At 31.2% G+C, this 18,028-nt stretch carries 19 protein-coding genes; 14 read left to right on the top strand and 5 right to left on the bottom strand.

What is annotated here, in order from left to right; translation table 11 throughout:
- Window positions 1-68: 68 nt before the first annotated feature.
- From BXU10_RS07660 to BXU10_RS07605, 12 genes are all read left to right on the top strand, one after another.
- On the top strand, window positions 69-1,754 hold the full coding sequence (locus BXU10_RS07660; RefSeq protein WP_031453954.1) for a sodium/sugar symporter: 1,686 nt from the start codon (window positions 69-71) through the stop codon (window positions 1,752-1,754).
- Window positions 1,755-1,875: 121 nt separating this feature from the next.
- The gene (locus tag BXU10_RS07655; protein WP_078226839.1) at window positions 1,876-3,042 is read left to right on the top strand and encodes a LysM domain-containing protein; all 1,167 of its coding nucleotides are present in this window, start codon (window positions 1,876-1,878) and stop codon (window positions 3,040-3,042) included.
- Between the two features lie 12 nt (window positions 3,043-3,054).
- On the top strand, window positions 3,055-3,555 hold the full coding sequence (locus BXU10_RS07650) for a DUF4280 domain-containing protein (RefSeq protein ID WP_078226838.1): 501 nt from the start codon (window positions 3,055-3,057) through the stop codon (window positions 3,553-3,555).
- A gap of 17 nt (window positions 3,556-3,572) precedes the next feature.
- Window positions 3,573-6,311 (top strand): OmpA family protein, encoded by a 2,739-nt coding sequence (locus BXU10_RS07645; RefSeq protein ID WP_078226837.1) that lies wholly within the window; start codon window positions 3,573-3,575, stop codon window positions 6,309-6,311.
- 2 nt (window positions 6,312-6,313) lie between these two features.
- A complete protein-coding gene (locus BXU10_RS07640; RefSeq protein WP_078226836.1) occupies window positions 6,314-7,021 on the top strand; it encodes a hypothetical protein in 708 nt (235 codons plus the stop codon).
- On the top strand, window positions 7,018-7,704 hold the full coding sequence (locus BXU10_RS07635) for a hypothetical protein (RefSeq protein WP_078226835.1): 687 nt from the start codon (window positions 7,018-7,020) through the stop codon (window positions 7,702-7,704). The genes BXU10_RS07640 and BXU10_RS07635 overlap by 4 nt, the downstream gene beginning before the upstream one ends.
- 124 nt (window positions 7,705-7,828) lie before the next feature.
- Complete coding sequence (locus BXU10_RS07630) at window positions 7,829-8,608, top strand: hypothetical protein (protein ID WP_078226834.1); 780 nt, start codon at window positions 7,829-7,831, stop codon at window positions 8,606-8,608.
- Between the two features lie 191 nt (window positions 8,609-8,799).
- A complete protein-coding gene (locus tag BXU10_RS07625; RefSeq protein ID WP_078226833.1) occupies window positions 8,800-9,534 on the top strand; it encodes a hypothetical protein in 735 nt (244 codons plus the stop codon).
- A 102-nt stretch (window positions 9,535-9,636) separates the two neighbouring features.
- Window positions 9,637-10,161: a hypothetical protein gene (locus tag BXU10_RS07620; protein ID WP_078226832.1), complete on the top strand. Its 525-nt coding sequence runs from the start codon at window positions 9,637-9,639 to the stop codon at window positions 10,159-10,161.
- A gap of 91 nt (window positions 10,162-10,252) precedes the next feature.
- Window positions 10,253-10,447: a hypothetical protein gene (locus tag BXU10_RS07615; RefSeq protein ID WP_078226831.1), complete on the top strand. Its 195-nt coding sequence runs from the start codon at window positions 10,253-10,255 to the stop codon at window positions 10,445-10,447.
- 14 nt (window positions 10,448-10,461) lie between these two features.
- The gene (locus BXU10_RS07610; protein ID WP_078226830.1) at window positions 10,462-10,890 is read left to right on the top strand and encodes a hypothetical protein; all 429 of its coding nucleotides are present in this window, start codon (window positions 10,462-10,464) and stop codon (window positions 10,888-10,890) included.
- Between the two features lie 271 nt (window positions 10,891-11,161).
- On the top strand, window positions 11,162-12,403 hold the full coding sequence (locus BXU10_RS07605) for a PQQ-binding-like beta-propeller repeat protein (RefSeq protein ID WP_078226829.1): 1,242 nt from the start codon (window positions 11,162-11,164) through the stop codon (window positions 12,401-12,403).
- 328 nt (window positions 12,404-12,731) lie between these two features.
- Here BXU10_RS07605 and BXU10_RS07600 read toward each other — a convergent pair whose 3' ends face one another.
- Complete coding sequence (locus tag BXU10_RS07600) at window positions 12,732-13,055, bottom strand: hypothetical protein (RefSeq protein WP_078226828.1); 324 nt, start codon at window positions 13,053-13,055, stop codon at window positions 12,732-12,734.
- Between the two features lie 56 nt (window positions 13,056-13,111).
- Window positions 13,112-13,399, bottom strand: a complete 288-nt coding sequence (locus BXU10_RS07595; protein ID WP_078226827.1) for a hypothetical protein — start codon at window positions 13,397-13,399, stop codon at window positions 13,112-13,114.
- A 126-nt stretch (window positions 13,400-13,525) separates the two neighbouring features.
- Between BXU10_RS07595 and BXU10_RS07590 the strand changes: the two genes are divergently transcribed.
- Window positions 13,526-13,894 carry a hypothetical protein gene (locus BXU10_RS07590; protein ID WP_078226826.1) on the top strand — a complete coding sequence of 123 codons (369 nt, stop codon included), beginning with the start codon at window positions 13,526-13,528 and terminating at the stop codon, window positions 13,892-13,894.
- Window positions 13,895-13,945: 51 nt separating this feature from the next.
- Here the strand turns inward: BXU10_RS07590 and BXU10_RS07585 are convergent, their stop codons facing one another.
- On the bottom strand, window positions 13,946-14,386 hold the full coding sequence (locus BXU10_RS07585) for a LexA family transcriptional regulator (RefSeq protein WP_078226825.1): 441 nt from the start codon (window positions 14,384-14,386) through the stop codon (window positions 13,946-13,948).
- Complete coding sequence (locus BXU10_RS07580) at window positions 14,377-15,651, bottom strand: Y-family DNA polymerase (protein WP_078226824.1); 1,275 nt, start codon at window positions 15,649-15,651, stop codon at window positions 14,377-14,379. The genes BXU10_RS07585 and BXU10_RS07580 overlap by 10 nt, the downstream gene beginning before the upstream one ends.
- A 424-nt stretch (window positions 15,652-16,075) precedes the next feature.
- On the opposite strand from BXU10_RS07580, the gene BXU10_RS07575 reads away from it, so the two are divergent.
- Window positions 16,076-16,681, top strand: coding sequence for a hypothetical protein (locus BXU10_RS07575; protein ID WP_031453932.1), 606 nt, complete (start codon window positions 16,076-16,078; stop codon window positions 16,679-16,681).
- 51 nt (window positions 16,682-16,732) lie between these two features.
- Here BXU10_RS07575 and BXU10_RS07570 read toward each other — a convergent pair whose 3' ends face one another.
- The gene (locus tag BXU10_RS07570; protein WP_078226823.1) at window positions 16,733-17,971 is read right to left on the bottom strand and encodes an NAD(P)/FAD-dependent oxidoreductase; all 1,239 of its coding nucleotides are present in this window, start codon (window positions 17,969-17,971) and stop codon (window positions 16,733-16,735) included.
- Window positions 17,972-18,028 lie beyond the last annotated feature (57 nt).

Genomic DNA, 18,028 nt, shown 5'->3' with positions numbered 1-18,028 from the left:
TTCACATTAAAAACAAACTTTAAAACTATCAAAAATCACTTTATATTAATTTCAAATATTACTAACAAATGAGCTCAAAACTTGCTTTTGCAGATTATGCAGTATTTATTATCTATTTTCTCGTTGTGTCCATTTACGGATACATCATCTATCGCAAACGCGAAAAAAACGAACACGATGCCAAGGCTTACTTCCTTGCTGAAGGAACTCTTACATGGTGGGCGATTGGAGCTTCTTTGATTGCTTCAAACATTTCAGCAGAACAATTTATCGGAATGAGTGGTGAGGGTTTCTTTCTGGGGATTGCAGTTGCTGCTTATGAGTGGATTGCCGCTATTGCTCTTATTATTGTTGCCGTTTGGTTTATCCCGGTATACCTGAAAAATAAGATCTATACGATGCCACAATTCTTAAAAACACGTTACAACGAATCTACTGCTTTAATTATGGCGGTTTTCTGGTTGTTTTTATATGTTTTTGTAAACCTTACTTCTATTTTATATTTAGGAGCCGTTGCTATTAACGGTTTAGCAGGTGGAGAATATCTGCATGCTATTATGATTGGTTTGGCTGTTTTTGCTTTAATTATCTCTTTGGGAGGTATGAAAGTGGTAGCTTATACAGACGTTATCCAGGTAGCGGTTTTAATTATTGGAGGTTTGGTTACTTCTTATATTGCTTTGACTGTTGTAGCAGAAAGTTTTGGTTTCGGAAAAGACGCTCTTGCCGGTTTCAACTTATTGATGGAAAAAGCTCCTGAGCATTTCAAAATGATTATTCCTGAGCCAACGGCTGCTTCTACTCAAAACGATATTGACAAATACCTGACTTTCCCTGGAATGATGTCCTATTTGGCAGGTATCTGGATCATCAACCTTAACTATTGGGGATGTAACCAGTACATCACGCAAAGAGCATTGGGTGCTGATTTACAAACTGCCCGTACAGGTATTTTATTCGCAGGTTTCTTAAAACTATTAATGCCTGTTATCGTAATGTTACCGGGTATTGCAGCTTATGTTTTATACCAAAATGGTGATTTACCACAATTGGTTGGTGGAAAAGACGGAGCTTACTCAGCCATGTTGACATTCTTGCCAACAGGTCTTAAAGGATTATCTGTTGCCGCTTTAACAGCAGCTATCGTAGCTTCATTAGCAGGAAAAGTAAATAGTATTTCTACAATTTATACGTTAGACGTTCACAAAAAATACATTCAGAAAAATGCCAGTGACAGACATCAGGTAAACATTGGTAGATATGCCGTTTTCGCAGCGATGCTTCTGGCTGTTTTATTTACATGGAATGACGTTCTTGGAATTGGTGGTGTTGGTGGATTCACGTACATCCAAAAATATACAGGATTCATTAGCCCCGGAGTATTTGCTATGTTCGTTTTAGGTATGTTCTGGAAAAGAACTACAGGAGCTGCAGCTATTGTAGGTGTAATTTTAGGATTTGTATTATCTGTTTTATTTAATGAATATGCTCCTGCATTGTTCGGAAACGAAACTTTATTGTACACAGCTTATAAAAATGCTAAGGGTATCTACGAAATTCCGTTCCACATCTGTATGGGATTATCATTCTTCTTTACAACACTTGTAATGGTAGCAATGAGTTTTGCAGGACCAAAAGTAAACCCTAAAGCTTTCGAAACAGAGCCTGGAATGTTCTCTGTAAAACCACAAACTACAGTATTGATCGTAATTACTTTATTAGTTATCGTAGCTTTATACGTTAAGTTCTGGTAAAATAATTATATTTAAATAATTACAAAAAAAGACTGCTTTTAAAAGGCAGTCTTTTTTTTACATCATGCAAATAATTTGAGAGAAAAAACATATATTTGGCTACCCAAATGTCAACAACTATATGTCCTATATTCCAGAGCCTTCTTATAAGGATTATTTAACCTATACCATTAAAAAAGGCGATACCTTAGTGAGTGTCGCTAATAAGTTAGGCCTTGATACTTATGCTCTTAGAGCTTATCATAATAGATTTTGCCCATTGCAGGATTTGATAGAAGCTGATTTTCCATCGCGGCTTGAATACCTTATTTTACCACCTCCCGAAATAAAACTTTCTGATGAAGAAAGAGAAAAACAGCGTAAAAAAGTAGTTTTTCATGACGCTCCTTTCAAAATGTCTTTGAATAATGCACAAGTCAGTAACTCATATGGTGTACTATATACGATAGAAAACGGATCAGAAACGCATACTATAAAACAGGAAATTAACGTTGAATGGAAAGCAAAAAACGAAAATGGCTTTTATTTTTTTGAAGTAGACAGAATTGGAAATATCTACATAAACGATACCGCCGCCAGCACTATGGCCGAAGAAATTGCCGAAAAAGCTTCTGCTGCCCTATACCCTTTATTGGTTGTAGTGGACCAAAACGGAAAATGGGTTTACATTAACAACTTTAGCCAGATTGAAGAACGCTGGCAGGAAACCAAAAAACAAATCCTCAAATATTATGAAGGAGATTATGTCGAAAAATACCTCTCTATTTACGACAGAAATTTAGAAGACAGCGATACCTTATATCTCTCCCTTTCAAAAGACTGGTTTTTAAATGCCTTTTTTAACGGACTCCATACAGAATACCCACCTTCATTATCGATTCAGAAAGAAATTGATTTCCCTCTTATTGCTAAAACTGAAAATATAAAATATCTCGTTGATCAAAAAGTAGACGATCGTCTGGATGTTGATAATTTTTTAGTGATCGACGTTAATGGAAAACTTCATGATGAACGAACCAAAACCGATTTTGAAAACGAATTAAATTTACCTGTAAAAGAATATTCAGAGCAACAAGCTGTTGGCAGCTACAGGGCAAAATATTTTTTAAACCCTGAAGATTATATTCCCGAGAGCATTTTTATATCCTGCAATTTAGAACTCGATGTCCCGCAGAAATACTCGGTTTCGATTGCTAACTTAAACGAGCGTAAAGAAATCAGCGCAACGCCGAAACAGGAATTATTTATCGAAGAAACCCAGCCTCAAAAAAAGTGGTGGCAATTTTAAACAACCTAAATTATGAGCGAAAAACATTTTGTAGTCCAGGGGGCTACCTGCAAATGCAAGTTTAGTGAAGACCCTTCTAAAACGGATAAAATTAAGGTTAAATCACACAAAAAACATTTTGGAAATGATAAGGAAGGATCAGAAAAACTAATTGCTACTACTAAAGAAATTGGGCAGACTTTAGAAAAAAACACCTTTGGAAAATGCAAAAAACAACCTGCGGGCAATAGTTTTTTGCCTTGTCAGGCTGTAATAACTAAATGGAGCGGTTTTTATGAAAATGTAACCCTTAGCAATCAAGGCAAAATACTCCTGGAAAACAGCAAAGCAACCTGCCCCATTGGAGCTCCGGATTGTATCGAAATTACAGATCACGGACAAACTGCAGAACCCGGCGAACAAAATTTTAAAAATGCCGAGCCTATGGTGCATAATCTTGTAAACCCAATGGTGGATGTTAGGGAAATGTATACTAAAGAGGCTAAACATGAGGGATTAAGTTTTAATAATTAATTTGAACAAAATTTAAAATGGCAAAAGGTGTAAAAAGAATAAAATGGACAGGTGATGGAAAAGTAATTTCCAACTTATCTACTCCTAATAAAAAAATAGTAATTCATCCAGATCAATATGTTGCTTTTGAAGTAGATTTATGGCACGAAGGAACTCCCGAGGCAGATAAGAAGAAAACTTTAACCTGGATTCTGCAAGACCGAAAAAAGAAAACCATTATTGTACAGAGGGTACAACCAGCCTATGCTCCCAAAAAAATTAGTATTCCCAAAGCTTTGTGTGGACCTTTTGAATATTATTTAGAAGCAAGTATTTCAGGACAAAGAGATTTAGTCAATCATACAGGCTTAATTGTTAGCGGTAATTGTCCCACAAGAATACTTAGCAGTAAGTGGTCCATAACCAAAGACGGAAAAGATGTTAGAAAAGATCATTTTTTCAATTATGGAGAAACGGTTTATCTAAAGTTAATGACTGAAGGTCTAAACGGTCATCAAAATTTAAGTATCGATATCTTTAGGCATCTGGATTATCAGTCAGATCCGCTTATATACCGATATACAAGTGTCGATGTTATTGATGGAGAAATTAATCTTGAGATTAAAAGTACAAATACATGGTATCCTAAGCTTAAGTATATAAAAGAAAAAGAAGAGTTTTACATCAAAGTTTTTGACCCTTCCAATAGACTTTATATTCCGGATGAAAAATATAATGACACAGTACACGCACGTTTTTTAAGAATTAACAAAAAAATTGTTTCTGAGGAAATAAAACCACCAAAAAATTTATCTCCTTTAAAAAATGGACAACCAGAAAAAACCAAAGAACGATTTGAACTTTGCAAATTTGAGACCATAAGCATAACGGAACCCTCGAAAACAACACTTCTTTTTAATAATGGTGAAAATTTAAAAAACGCATCAAATCCCAAAATTCCTATAACGAAAACTATCTTTTTTGAATTTGACAAATATGGCATAACTTCTGATGCCAAAACAAACCTCAACAATGTCTTACAATATTTGCTAGGGGGGCAACATTCTTATATCAAAATTGAAGGACATGCCTGTGTTATCGGAAAAGAACAATATAATCAAAAATTATCACAAGAAAGAAGTGATGCTGTAAAAAAGCTGTTCGTTGATGGTGGCTTAGATCCTAACCGAATCATCTCTACAGGTCGAGGTGAAGTAAATCCTACTGATAATAAACAAGGCAGAGATAACATAAAGCATAAAGATGAAAAAGAATATATGGAAAACCGTCGTGTAGACGTTACTTTTGATACTTTTGGTCACGATGCACAAACCATAATTTATAAAACTATTAGATCATCTCATGATGAAAACTTTACTCTAGAAGTTTCAGAATACGAAAACAAAGCTTGCTTTAGGGAAAAAGACAAACACAAAAAAAACATCAAAATAAATTCTCTTGAATATATTAAAGCAATAGATAAGGTTACAAATAAATTAGATTTTCCTGTAAAATCTAATTTAGAAACATGGAATCCTGCTCCTCTACAATATATTTGGCCAGCAAGCTCGACACCTAATTTATATGATATACATGTCCATTCTTGTCGCTATTTTTCAAACGACAAGAATATTACAATTCGGGTAATGGCTTATCCAGATATTAAATGGAAATTTAATTTCTATGTAAATTTGAGTAATGCTTTAAGCATAAAATGGCAAAAATTACATGAGAGCAAACATGATGAACTTAGAAAAAAGGCTTTAAAATTAGCTAACGAACAGAAAGGTGAATATACCGAAGTGGATTTTGGCGTTAGTTTAGAAGCAAATTTCGATAAAGATGAAAATGGTAAATATCAAAAAACTCCTGATTTAACCTTTAAATATAACGAGAAAATTAAATCTCTTTTTTCTGTTATTTCCTCAGTAAAAAAAATATCTCAAGGGATAACTACAACTACGAAAGGGAAATTATCAAAGGGAATAGGGAGAAAATTGCCTTTTGATATTACATTAAATGCCCCAGCAGTATTTTTTGGTTCAGAATGGGAAGCCGATATAAATAATAACCACAGTGAAATAGGTACAAAAATTAAATTTTTCTTAGAAGCCAAGCCTTTAATAGAGTTGACTTTAGTTATTGATCTTTTGAGTTTAGCTGTCCAAGCCGGAGTTGCAGTTGTAACATTAGGAAGTGGTAACGCATTAGCTTTAGAAGTATTCAATATGGTAAGGAGTTGGGCTGAAAAAGGTTATGAAACTGAAAATGTTGTAGTAAATTTTAAAATGTATATAGATCTGGAAATTAAAGGTTCAGTTTCTGGACTTATAGACACTACTTACAGTACTATTAAAGATGATAGTGAAGCAAATTTTAACTTAGATTCTAATATTTCTATTGAATTAAAATCTGGTTTAGAATTAAAAGGGATGGTTGTAGTAATAGGAACAGTAAAAAAACCAGAATTAGAAGGTCATATAGAAGGTACATTTAAGGCAAGTGCAAAAATGGGGCTAACATCTGGTCATTCTCTAAAATATAATTCGCAAATAGGAGTTTATTATACTCCAACCTTGAAAGTAGATCCATGTGTAGGTCAAGTCATACTTATGATAAAAGTAGGATTTACGTATAAAAAAGTAAGTTCTGACTGGAAACCTGTTAATTATAACAGAACCCGAACTTTTTATGATGAATTTGATATCATGGAAAACTTAGGGAAAATTACAGGTTATAAACCTCAAATATTATTTTGGGAAAAAAAGCATAAATAATTATGAGAACGAAAATAATTATTCTTTTTAACTATCTAATAATACTACAAAGTTGTAATTCAGAAAAAATTGATTTAGCTTCTATTAAATTACCAATACACAAGAGTATTTTAATTAAAGATGAAATAGACGTAAAAAAACACCCATTTATTTATGACCCTAATCTTATTGCTTATGAATACACAGATTCTAAAATGTTAACTTATAATCAAAATGATTTATCTAACTCAGTAGACTTTGATATTTCAGCAACTTATTGTGGAAAAAATTATCTCAATTTGCTTGTTAATGAAAAGGCAAAAAAAATAGAAGGGTATCAATTACATACCTATACAACAGAAGAAAGTGAAAAACTATTTAATTCACTTAAAAAAAAATTAGGTTTACCTAATTACGATGATAATGACAAAATTGATCGTCACATTGTATGGGAAAATGAGGATGAAATTTATGTTCTTAATATTGGATATAATTCTATAATACAAAATAAAAAAACTGATGAAGCTAATTTAATTGTTCTAATTAATCAATTAGACAATTTGATAATGCATATAAATAGTGCAACATTTTACGAATTTTATCTAAAGGAAAGAAAAAGACAAAATAAAAATTTAAAAAACTACAGTTATCTGACTTTTGCTAAAGAAGAAAACAATAATGGAAATGATTTTTATTTAAAAGGAATTAAAGGATTAAAAATAAACCAATGAAAAAAATAACAATTTTAGCAGCATTAAGCTTGCTTTCATGTAATGGACAACAAGAAAAAAAAATCATAGAGTCTAAAAAATCACCAATGGAAGCAAAAAAAAATAATTCTAGGGAAACCCTTAATCTCACAGATTTAAAATTTAAGTCCAATGTAAACGAAATATTAAGTAGAATTGGATTGACATTAAACGATAATGCTTTAAATGAATATAATATTTCAGGAGATTATGACGAATTTAAATTTACTCCTCGTCAAATAAATTTATTTGGAAATAATATTGATTTTGAAAAAAACGAAACTTCCTTCTTTTATAACAAAAAAGATAAACTTGTTTGGTGTTATGAAATAAATATTTTAGATAATGATGATGCGCTCAAAATAATTAAAAGTTTTGAAAACAAATACGGTGTAAAACCTGCATTTTCAAAAATTTCTTTGTCCACAAAAGAGCATCCTCTTTTTTTAGATGAAAATGGAGAATTCAAAAAAGATAAAATGGAGCAACGCATTTTAGTCTGGGAAGACTTAAAAGAAAAGGCTACTTTTTTCCTCATTTATAAGGTTAATTATGACACAAAACCTGTAGAAGGTAGCTTACAAATAATCGCAATAGACAAAGACAACAAAAAATATAAAGATTGGGTTTCATACCGTTCTTTGGATATGTATTATAAAAATTAGATTTTAAAATTTCTAAAGAGAGAAATTAAATGCTCATGAGGAATCAAACTACAAAATCAGTTATAATTAACTGACAAATTAAGCCCTATGAAAAACAATAAGTTTTCAATTAATTGAACTAAAAATGATATACGAGCCCTATTACACCTTAGACTTTTCAGTCGCAGCCTGCAATTTTGAAATTTTGATAAACGATATTCCTGTACTAACAATGGAAGTTGGAGGGCAAATTTCTAGTAATGTTCCGGTAAATTACGCTATTTATAATTCTGGGGAACAATTTGTAAAAGCGATTATAAAACCTCTTTCCGGACAACAAAATCTAGATCCTGAAGCCTCTTTAAGATTTAACGTTAGGTTATACGATGTAGCAAATAATGAATTTAAACATATAAAAGATTTCCCGGAAACAGCAGTTCAAAAAGTGGAAGAAAATCAAAAAATTCCGTTATTGACCACTTCAACAGAATTTACAGCTGAGATTACATACTCATTAACCAAATGGACTGATGGCGAAAATTTAGAAGATGTAGCTAATTTTAAAGAAAAACTTATTACAGCATATGATAAATTGGCTGATCTTCTTAAAGAAGAAAAGTACAGTGAATTTGCCGAAAAAATTAAGGTTAGAGAAAAAAATATGGCAACATCAATGTATCTAAGCAGTTCTGAATCTAATGCACGAATTAATAGTTTAATTGAAGATGCTAAAAATGGATTCACAGTAATGCCTTTTCCCAAAGACACAATCTTAAGATTTTATGGATATGGCAAATTAGCAACATTCAAAAAACTAAATGGTGAACCAGCCTTCTATTTATTTAATAACGAAACGAAAGAAGAACTTATGATCGATCAAATGTTTTATATTCCTAAAGGAAAAACAGAACCTGAAATTATTTAAAAGCAATATGAAAACAATTAATATTATTGATTATCATAAGTCTCCTGATTACATGATACAACTCGCAAACTGATTTTGAAATTTTTTAATAATAGTATAAAAACCAATCCCTCATTTATGTTTAAAGGTTTGTTGTATGAGGATATTAAAGTCCCTCTTTGTGTAATAAATTGTATCGAATTTTATACATTATGAAAATAAATCCGATAATTATATTCAACTCTTTTCTTTTCTTATTCTTTGCAGGGGGATTGTGGTTGGATTACTTTCTTTTTAAAATAAAAATAGGCTATCTACCAATTATTATTGTATCTGGTATTCTAATAATTATTTTATATATCATGTATACTATAAACTTTGGTATATCAATAACAGAAAAAACGGCAAAGAAAATAGATGATTCAAAAAAAAAATTAAATTATACCGAAGAAAAAATTACAATAGATATTCCAATTTTAGAAGAAAAAACTGTTGTTTTTTGGAAACATATAGAAGCTATATTTTTATTGAACAAACCTCCATTAGATGGAGAATACCATAATTTTGAATATCTGATAATTTCAAATTCTGAACCCATTGTTATTAAATATGATGTTCAAAGTTGGTACAATAAAATATCCATTTTACCTAAACCAAAAAAGAAAGGTCTCCCAATTATTAAAATTAATGATTATAGTAACATAGATTTCTACACTTTTAATGAAGCAATAAATAAATATTTAGTAAAAGTGAATCCAGAAACTTCCTCATACTTAAAGTTAAAATTCGGAAATAAGATCCAAAATATAAAATCAGAAAATACAACAAAGAAAAATATAGACGAACAATTAAAAACCTTTGGTTTTTATAAAATTTTTGATCGCGAAAACAATTTAAACGATTATAATCTAAATACGTTCCGAAAAGAAACTGACAATAAAAATTAATCATGAATAGACCATCATACAATTTAGAAATTAAGGCATTTCATTACTTGATAATTCTCTTTGAATTCGAAAAATTATAAATAAAATATATAAATTATTATAATGTTAATTCAAGAAAAAAACAAACATTCAATTATACATAATAATTTGGGCTTTAAAATAAGTAGTCCCGTATCTGAAACAGTATGTTTTATTAAATGGTCCACGATAGAAACAATAATTTTTTCTCCAAATACTCATTATGAAAATTCTGCACAATGGATCGTTTATTTAAACAAACCTGCTCAATACAGTTTAAATCAAAATGCATGGTGGCTTAATAAAATTAGTTTTTTTCTAAAGAATAAAAAATACAAAAAGCTTAGAATGCGAGATGATATGAACAAAGATTTTTACGAATTTCCCGAAATCATAGAAAGATATTTAAATAAAAAAGAAGAGATAAATTATTATGAAGACAATAGAAAAGGTGAATTAGTTTCAAAAAAAATAACTATAAAAGGCGATAAAACTATTACAGAGGAATATTGGAAACCAAAGAGATCTAACGAATTACCTTGGAAAATGTTGTATGATAGATATAATAGAACTGTAGAGGAAATTTATAAAAGAGATGGATCAATTTAACATTAAAATATAGGAAAAACAATGTAATCTACTGAAAAAAACCATAAAGAAAAAATAAAAATGGCGGAAGATTGGCTTAATAATAACGATTATGAAAATAGAGCTCTTGTTTGAAGAAACATTTCAATTAGAATATCAAGCATATGGAAAAATTATTATGTTTTTACATAAAGCAGACGGAGAAGGAATCATAAAATTGAAAAACAAAAAGAATCCTGCCGAGGTTATACATTTAGACTTTAGATTTCAAAGAAAAGAAAAAGGAGAAAAATTAACTGTAATATAATTATTAGAATAGATATGAAAAACAAATTATTGGTACTTGCTGCTTTTTTTGCATTAATAAGCTGTAAAAAAGAATTTAAAGTAAATGATGCTTTTAGAGAAGAAATACTTTCTAAGGTTCACATACAAAAAGACACTCTAGTCGTCTTTAATACATTATTAGATAGTTTAGATCAAAAAAACATTTCGTTTTGTGAATATTTCAACTATTCTCATTATTCTCTTTCTGATTCATGCACATTGATATTAGATAAAAAATATGAGGTAAGGCTTGGGAATTATTCTCCCGAATATTTTGAAGAACATCATAAAATGTTAAGTAATGCAATTAAAAACTATGAAAAAAGATTAGGAATTGATGAAAACTCAGCGAGAATTGGAGAATATATAGAGGTAACTAACGATATAATAAAAAATCATTGTATAACTCAGGATAAAAAATAGAAGATGATCCTAAGTTAATTTTTGATTTTATCGTATTGTAATTATTGTACAAGTTTAATAAAAGAGTCAGGGAAGATGCCTAATGAGTCTGCAGTAAAAACTATCTCACATATCTAATTGTACATTTTTGTACAGAAGAATAATACCAACATTACTGTTCGATTTTAATAATCCTTTCCATTTTTTTGTACACATATTTGAAAGTTGCATCTCTTACCTTTTTATTATTATAAAAACACTTAAACATCATTTTTAATTCCCCTAAAACATAATGAACAAATTATTATTAAAAAAAATATTTCTAATTCTTGCACTATCTGTGTTTTCCTGCAAACAGAAAGAGGTTTCAAAAAACACTACTTTATTTCTCACAACCAATAACGGAAACCTATACAGCATAGATTTAGCAACCGGAAAATGTAATTGGGAAAACATAAAAAATATAGAAGACACCCGTAGTGACTCCTATTTTAAAATTGACAACAATACCATAATAAAATCGTATGAAAACGGACAAATAATTGTGTTCAATAAACAGACAGGTGCTATCATAAAAAAATATCAAGAGAACGAGTCTATACCTGAAAGTCCCTCACTTTTTATGTTTTCGCAATACCCGCTTGTGTATGAGAGTAATTTTATTTTTTCTAATTTAAATGGAAAAGTAAAATCTATTAATTCGAATACAATGCAGCCAAATTGGGTATATGATGTAAAAAATAAAGTGTTTGTATCGCCAACTGCTATTGGAGATAAAATTATTGTAAACACCGGCTATAATCTCTGTGCTGTAAATGCAAAAAACGGGCAATTTATTACCAACCTGAAATTTGTTCATCCGCTACCGCATGAACCAGTGGTAAGTGATGGAGAAATTTTTGTTATCGATGAAAACGGAAATGCTTTTTGTCTTGATCAGGAATTAAACACAAAGTGGCAATTTGAAGTAAATAATTATATAACCGACACACAATACGATGAGAACGCCAATACTAATGTGACTACAGATACCAATATTAACACCTTAACTAATCTTACTGCAGGAGAAAAACTAATTGTACTGGGAGATGCAGAACATATTATTGGTATTGATAAAAAAACCGGACAAATGAAATGGTTAGCAACCATACCAATTATCAATTGGGAATCACCAGAGGATGTAGCTCAGGTTAGAAAGAATTTACGAGAAGATCAGGATCTCCATAGTATACTGAATGACAAAGTGGGAGTGCTGAAATCATTACAAATAATAGACGAAGAAGTTGTTGCAAATACTTCTTCCTGTATTGCGGTATATGACTCAAACAATGGTAATTTAAAAAGAAAAAAGTTTCTTTTCAACAACGAGATTGTAGGAGCAATAAAAGCTACTAATGATTTTTATTATTATTTGCGCAAAGATGGGGTTTTATATAAACTCAACAAAACACTAAAAACAGAAACCATTGTTTATAAAGGAATAAAATACAAACCCGAGGATGAGTATACAAGCCCATATATGCAGATTGAATAAATAATTATCCATTTTATCAAACATTAAAAAAATAAAGATGCTGAAAAAGACGATAATAGTACCTATCGACTAAAATCGTACAGAACCGCTTCACTTAATCATTTTAAGTTTGGCGGGGTTTCTTTTTCTAAATATGCTGTACCTAAGTAACAGATCACAATTATTACAAATTAACGCGTATTTTTTTTTAGATTAAAAAAAGCTCAATACTTACCCCAAAAAAAGGGTTTCACACTTATGGAAAAGCTAATTGAACTATGGGTTAAATCAAATAAACTTTTTTTATATATTAAATCTTGCGATAGTAAAAAAATCTGCTTTTCTTGTTTTAATTAAAGGATCTGCTTTTATACAAATCAAATTCAAAGCTGAATATATCAAGCACAATTTCATGGTTTAAATCCGGATGGCATAAATACAAACCCTCTTCTAATACCCGATCCGGAAAAGTGTCAGAAAATGAACCACAGATGCTAAGATTATTAATAACCACAAATTTTGAATTATCATTTGTCAGCTTTATTCTGAAATAGCCATACAGATTATCACTGTATTCGACTGACAGAATTTCAAAAATAAAATTCGTTAATAAACCATGTTTGTCTGAGAAGTAACCCATATTTCCTAAACTTTCATTTTTTATTATTTTCATAATTACTGATGATTTTTAATTTATAACTACGGTAATCTTTTTATTTGCATTAAATATTAATTTTTTCTAATACGGTCTGTTTTTTGTTTTTTGCCAAAAATTTCTTTTCTCCGCAATGTAATCTTCGTTTCTTCGTATAATCTTTTTTGATACAATTCAATGATAGCTTCTTCAATATCGTTATTCGTATTTCTGCCATTAAAAACATGAGTAATGTAAGAATTACTAAACGGCATCCCTTTTTTATTCCATATCGCTTTCTCTGCTAAAAGCTTTTGAACATCTTTTGAGTAGCCTGTTTTAAAGACTTTCTTCATTTTATTCCTTTGTCTGGCTGTAATCATAGATAAGTTTTATTTGAATCATATAATTATTGTATTTTTACTACGTATTTACTACGAAGTAACTATTTCAAATATATATCATTTATTGATATATTGTATCATTTTTAATACAAAAATTTAAAAAAAATGCAAACAGAAGGCGAAAGATTACGCTACTACATTGAAAGCAAGGAGGTTAACCTTAGGCAGTTCTGTATAGAAAATGATATATTATACACCTCTTTACATCCAATTTTGACGAATTCCAGGTCATTGGGAATGAATATTTTGAAAAAAATTATGCAGGTTTATCCTAATTTAAACATAAACTGGGTTTTAACAGGTATGGGTGATATGGAAATTACAGAAGACAACATTTTGCGTGATCCAAATTCAGTTTATCAAAATTCAGATCCCGGATATGTAGCTTTCTTAAAATACTTTGATAAAGAAGCCACTACAGATAAAATCATTGCCCTAATCGAAAAGAAATTAGAGGATAAGAAAAAGAAGTAATACAGAATATTTTGCGAAACGTATTCTACTAAAACAAATTAGTAAAACCACTCAAACTTTTTTAATCACATAAGTAACTATTCCCCAAATAATAAGCTGGTTGTCTTCCGTAACTTTTATGGGGCTGTAATTTGAATTTTCAGGCATGAGGTACAAACAGTCTTTTTCGACCTGAATGCGTTTTACGGTAAATTCGCCATCGATAAAACAAATCGCAATCTTATTATTTTGTGGTTCCAGGCTTCGGTCGACAACTAAAACATCTTTGTCATTAATCCCTGCATCAATCATAGAATTACCTTTGACCCTAATGTAAAAAGTAGCCAGCGCATTCTCACTTAACTCCTTATTAAGATCAATACTGGTTTCCATAAAATCTGCAGCCGGCGACGGAAAACCAGCCGAAACACCTTCAGTACTGTACGGAATCCTGATTTCACTTTCGAAATCAGCCTTAAAGAAGGTCAGTTTTTGTTCTTTTTTTACAGACATTTTACTTCCAATAATTTTTTGAAATCAGTAGTATATTTAGGCGAGAGATAATTCTGATTCATGTTCCAGGTCAAACTAAGATCCTGCGAAGCCAGTTTAACTTTTCTTTTTCCAATTTTATCATTCAGCTGATCCATCACCTTCATCAAAGCCAGATGTTTTGGGTTTTCTTCTTCAAACAACTGAAACTGCTTTTTATCTTCATCAATCAATTCTGTCACTACAACTCCTGCTTTTTTAAACCTGATGCTCTCATTTCCTTTGTGTAATTTCTTCAGTAATTCTACAGCCGCATTTGAAATTGTCAAAGTCGAATTACTGGCATAAGGGAGCGTTACGGCCATATTAAAGTAATATTTAGAACTTTTAATGGTATGCCTGTCAATAACCAGCATTACAATTATAGTATGACAGCACGAATTTTGCCTGCGAAGCTTTTCGGCACAAACAGAGGCAAAAGTAACAATACGCTCACGCAGCAAATCAAAATCGGATATTTGTTTTGGAAAACTTCTGGTAGTTGCAATACTCTTTTTTTGATCCGGCAAAGGCTCCAAATCCAAAACCGATTTCCCTTCCAGTTCATATTTCAGGCGAAGGCCAATCACGCCCATTTCTTTTTTAATCCAGGCTTCGTGTTGTGGCTGAATAAAATCCAGGGCTGTATGAATGTTGCGAAGTTTGACTTTCTTTTTTGTTCGATGGCCGATACCCCAGACATCTTCAATTTTGGTCCATTTTAAAGCTTTGATTCTTTTTTCATCGGTATCAATAACATAAACACCCTTAGTTCTGTCCTGAAATTCCTTGGCAATTTTATTGGCTAATTTTGATAACGCCTTCGTTTCGGCAAAGCCAATGCAAACCGGAAGCCCAACCCATTTTTGAATACGGGATTTTATTTGAAGGCCATAATCCTGATAACTTAAAACTCCAACACCATCAAAATTCAGGAAGGCTTCGTCTATACTGTAAATTTCTACATTGGGCGTAAACTGCTCCAGAATTTTCATCACACGATCACTCAAATCTCCATACAAAGGATAATTTGAAGAAAACAATTTGATGTTTTTTTCTTTTACCAATTCCTTAATCTTGAATGCCGGCACACCCATAGGAACTCCAACCGCCTTAGCCTCATTGCTTCTCGAAATTACGCAGCCATCATTGTTGGACAATATCGCAACCGGTTTTCCGTTGAATTCCGGTTGAAAAACACGTTCGCAGGAAGCATAAAAATTATTACAATCAACTAAAGCATACATCTTGCAAAATTACGCAATAGTGCAATATGCTTTTTGATAAGAAGAGTTAAATTTTATTTTAAGCAATACGCTTATCGTTGAAATAATTTAATTTTTTTAGAATTAAACTTATTTCTGCTTAATTGTTTTCAGGAAGAGTGTTTTTACCATACTATTGAATGCAAGTGTAAACACCCTGTCCAGGCTTTAAAAAAATCAGAAAAACCAGAAAACTGATCATACGTGATTTTTAAATTCAGAATCAATAAACTTAATTTACTGATTATAAAATATTTATACGAAACAAAATCAAAAGAATTGAATTACTGCAAAGCCAGTTTTTGAAAGCTTTGATACCATTAAATTAAAAAAAACAGAATAAAAATTTAATGTTTTAATTTAAATAAAAAACTTACATTTGAATTTTAACTTAAATACATTTTTTATGAAAAAAACAGTACTTGCATTATTGCTTTTTACAGGAATTACATTTGCTCAGGACGTAGATGTTGTAAAAGGAAGCTTTGATTTTTTAAAAGATCAAAAAGAAATCAACGTAGAATTTGATTATAGTGATTTTACTATGATGAAAGACAAAAAAACTGAGGCACAATATGTAGAAGAAAGAACTGCAGAATTAAATGAAAAAACAAAAGGAAACGGAAACATCTGGAAAAAGAAATGGGAATCTGCAAAAGAATTAATCTGGACTCCAAAGTTTTTAGAGCTTGTAAATATCGTATTAAGTAAAGAAAAGAAAGATGTTACTTTTCAGGAAGGATTAAGTACTCCTTACACTTTAATAGTAAAAACAGTTTGGTTATACCCGGGTTGGGATGTGGCAATGATGAAACAGCCTGCAAAAGTTACTACAAATTTAAAATTTGTTGAAACGGCAAACAAATCAAATGTATTATTAGAGATTACAAGTGAAGAGGCTCCAGGAGATCAATGGGGAAATAACTTCAGCAACGAATCAAGACTTGGCGAAGGTTATGCTAAAACAGGTAAATCACTTGCTAAATTACTTTTGAAAAAGGCTTACAAATAATACAATCCAAAATAAAAAAAAAACCCTGGTTCACACCAGGGTTTTTTGTTTTTATTTCTTTTCCATATCAATAAGATAGGCCATATTTTTTATCACATTGTCATGTTTTTTAACAAACGGATTTTCTTCATTCCAGACATATCCTGCTAAAACAGAACAAATTTTCTCTTTAACATCTGGATTTTCAGGCTGATGAAAAAACAAGGTTTGCAGGTTTCCAGTGTACCATTCTTTCACATAAGTAGTAAAAACACCAATACCGCGTTTCATATATTCTGTAAATTCAACTTCCCAGTCAACTTCGATACCTTTTGACTCTTTAAGGTATAATTTTGCAGCCAGCATTCCTGATTCTGTAGCAAAAGCAACTCCTGATGAAAAAACAGGATCTAAAAACTCAGAACTGTTTCCTGTTAACGCAAAACCATCTCCGTACATTTTTTTTACGGCTCTCGAATAATTCTCCAATTTTACAGGAGTGAATAAAAATTCCGTTCCCTTAAATCTTTTTATATAATAATCTGAAAGCTGAATTGCATTTCGCAGAGCCTCTGCATTGTCTTTGTTTTCAGAAAGCGAATTGATAAAATCTGTCGGTCCTACAACGCCTAAACTGGTGTTTCCGTTCGAAAATGGAATGACCCATAGCCAAACCTCAGTTTCCAAAATATCAAAAGAAATCAAGGTTCCCTCCTCGCCTTCCGGTCTGTTGATATCTTTTACGTGTGCAAAAATTGAAGAATGCGGATCTAATTTAGATGGGGTATCAAGATCTAAAAGTCTTGGCAATACACGTCCGTATCCACTGGAATCAATAATAAATTTAGCATGAATTTCTTTTAGATTTCCATCCTTATCTTTTACAATCGTTTTCGAATTTTTTCCTTCAAAAGACACTTCCAATACTTCTGATTCAAATTCAAGATCAATTCCTTTTCTGATTACTTCCTGTGCCATCGTATTATCAAAATCTGCACGGGGAACCTGCCAGGTCCAGTCCCAGCCCTCACCAAATTTTTTACTGAAATCAAAAACACAAATTTCTTCGCCCCGAATAAAACGCGCTCCAAGCTTCTTTTCAAAATTCATTGCATCCAGACTTTCAAAAAGTTCTGCTTCAGAAAAATGATCCATAACCCTAGGGATAAGGCTCTCGCCAACCACAAGTCTTGGAAACTTTGTTTTCTCAACTACTTTTATTTTAACTCCATTCTTATATAGGTACGATGCCGATACACATCCTGATGGTCCCGCACCTATGATTAAAACATCTACAAACTCCTTTGTCATATTTTCGAAATGTTATGATTTATTTAACTTACATTTGCCATCATCAAAATAACTACA

It is taken from the genome of Flavobacterium sp. LM4 (genome assembly GCF_002017935.1).
Lineage (GTDB): Bacteria > Bacteroidota > Bacteroidia > Flavobacteriales > Flavobacteriaceae > Flavobacterium > Flavobacterium chungangense.
The sequence above is the reverse complement of the archived record's forward strand: the minus strand, read 5'-3'. Positions and strand labels throughout refer to the sequence as shown.

Bases quoted from the DNA above. Each gene is read 5' to 3' on its own strand.
- BXU10_RS07660 (WP_031453954.1), top strand. From the start codon at position 69: ATGAGCTCAAAACTTGCTTTTGCAGATTATGCAGTATTTATTATCTAT.
- BXU10_RS07655 (WP_078226839.1), top strand. From the start codon at position 1,876: ATGTCCTATATTCCAGAGCCTTCTTATAAGGATTATTTAACCTATACC.
- BXU10_RS07650 (WP_078226838.1), top strand. From the start codon at position 3,055: ATGAGCGAAAAACATTTTGTAGTCCAGGGGGCTACCTGCAAATGCAAG.
- BXU10_RS07645 (WP_078226837.1), top strand. From the start codon at position 3,573: ATGGCAAAAGGTGTAAAAAGAATAAAATGGACAGGTGATGGAAAAGTA.
- BXU10_RS07640 (WP_078226836.1), top strand. From the start codon at position 6,314: ATGAGAACGAAAATAATTATTCTTTTTAACTATCTAATAATACTACAA.
- BXU10_RS07635 (WP_078226835.1), top strand. From the start codon at position 7,018: ATGAAAAAAATAACAATTTTAGCAGCATTAAGCTTGCTTTCATGTAAT.
- BXU10_RS07630 (WP_078226834.1), top strand. From the start codon at position 7,829: ATGATATACGAGCCCTATTACACCTTAGACTTTTCAGTCGCAGCCTGC.
- BXU10_RS07625 (WP_078226833.1), top strand. From the start codon at position 8,800: ATGAAAATAAATCCGATAATTATATTCAACTCTTTTCTTTTCTTATTC.
- BXU10_RS07620 (WP_078226832.1), top strand. From the start codon at position 9,637: ATGTTAATTCAAGAAAAAAACAAACATTCAATTATACATAATAATTTG.
- BXU10_RS07615 (WP_078226831.1), top strand. From the start codon at position 10,253: ATGAAAATAGAGCTCTTGTTTGAAGAAACATTTCAATTAGAATATCAA.
- BXU10_RS07610 (WP_078226830.1), top strand. From the start codon at position 10,462: ATGAAAAACAAATTATTGGTACTTGCTGCTTTTTTTGCATTAATAAGC.
- BXU10_RS07605 (WP_078226829.1), top strand. From the start codon at position 11,162: ATGAACAAATTATTATTAAAAAAAATATTTCTAATTCTTGCACTATCT.
- BXU10_RS07600 (WP_078226828.1), bottom strand. From the start codon at position 13,055: ATGAAAATAATAAAAAATGAAAGTTTAGGAAATATGGGTTACTTCTCA.
- BXU10_RS07595 (WP_078226827.1), bottom strand. From the start codon at position 13,399: ATGATTACAGCCAGACAAAGGAATAAAATGAAGAAAGTCTTTAAAACA.
- BXU10_RS07590 (WP_078226826.1), top strand. From the start codon at position 13,526: ATGCAAACAGAAGGCGAAAGATTACGCTACTACATTGAAAGCAAGGAG.
- BXU10_RS07585 (WP_078226825.1), bottom strand. From the start codon at position 14,386: ATGTCTGTAAAAAAAGAACAAAAACTGACCTTCTTTAAGGCTGATTTC.
- BXU10_RS07580 (WP_078226824.1), bottom strand. From the start codon at position 15,651: ATGTATGCTTTAGTTGATTGTAATAATTTTTATGCTTCCTGCGAACGT.
- BXU10_RS07575 (WP_031453932.1), top strand. From the start codon at position 16,076: ATGAAAAAAACAGTACTTGCATTATTGCTTTTTACAGGAATTACATTT.
- BXU10_RS07570 (WP_078226823.1), bottom strand. From the start codon at position 17,971: ATGACAAAGGAGTTTGTAGATGTTTTAATCATAGGTGCGGGACCATCA.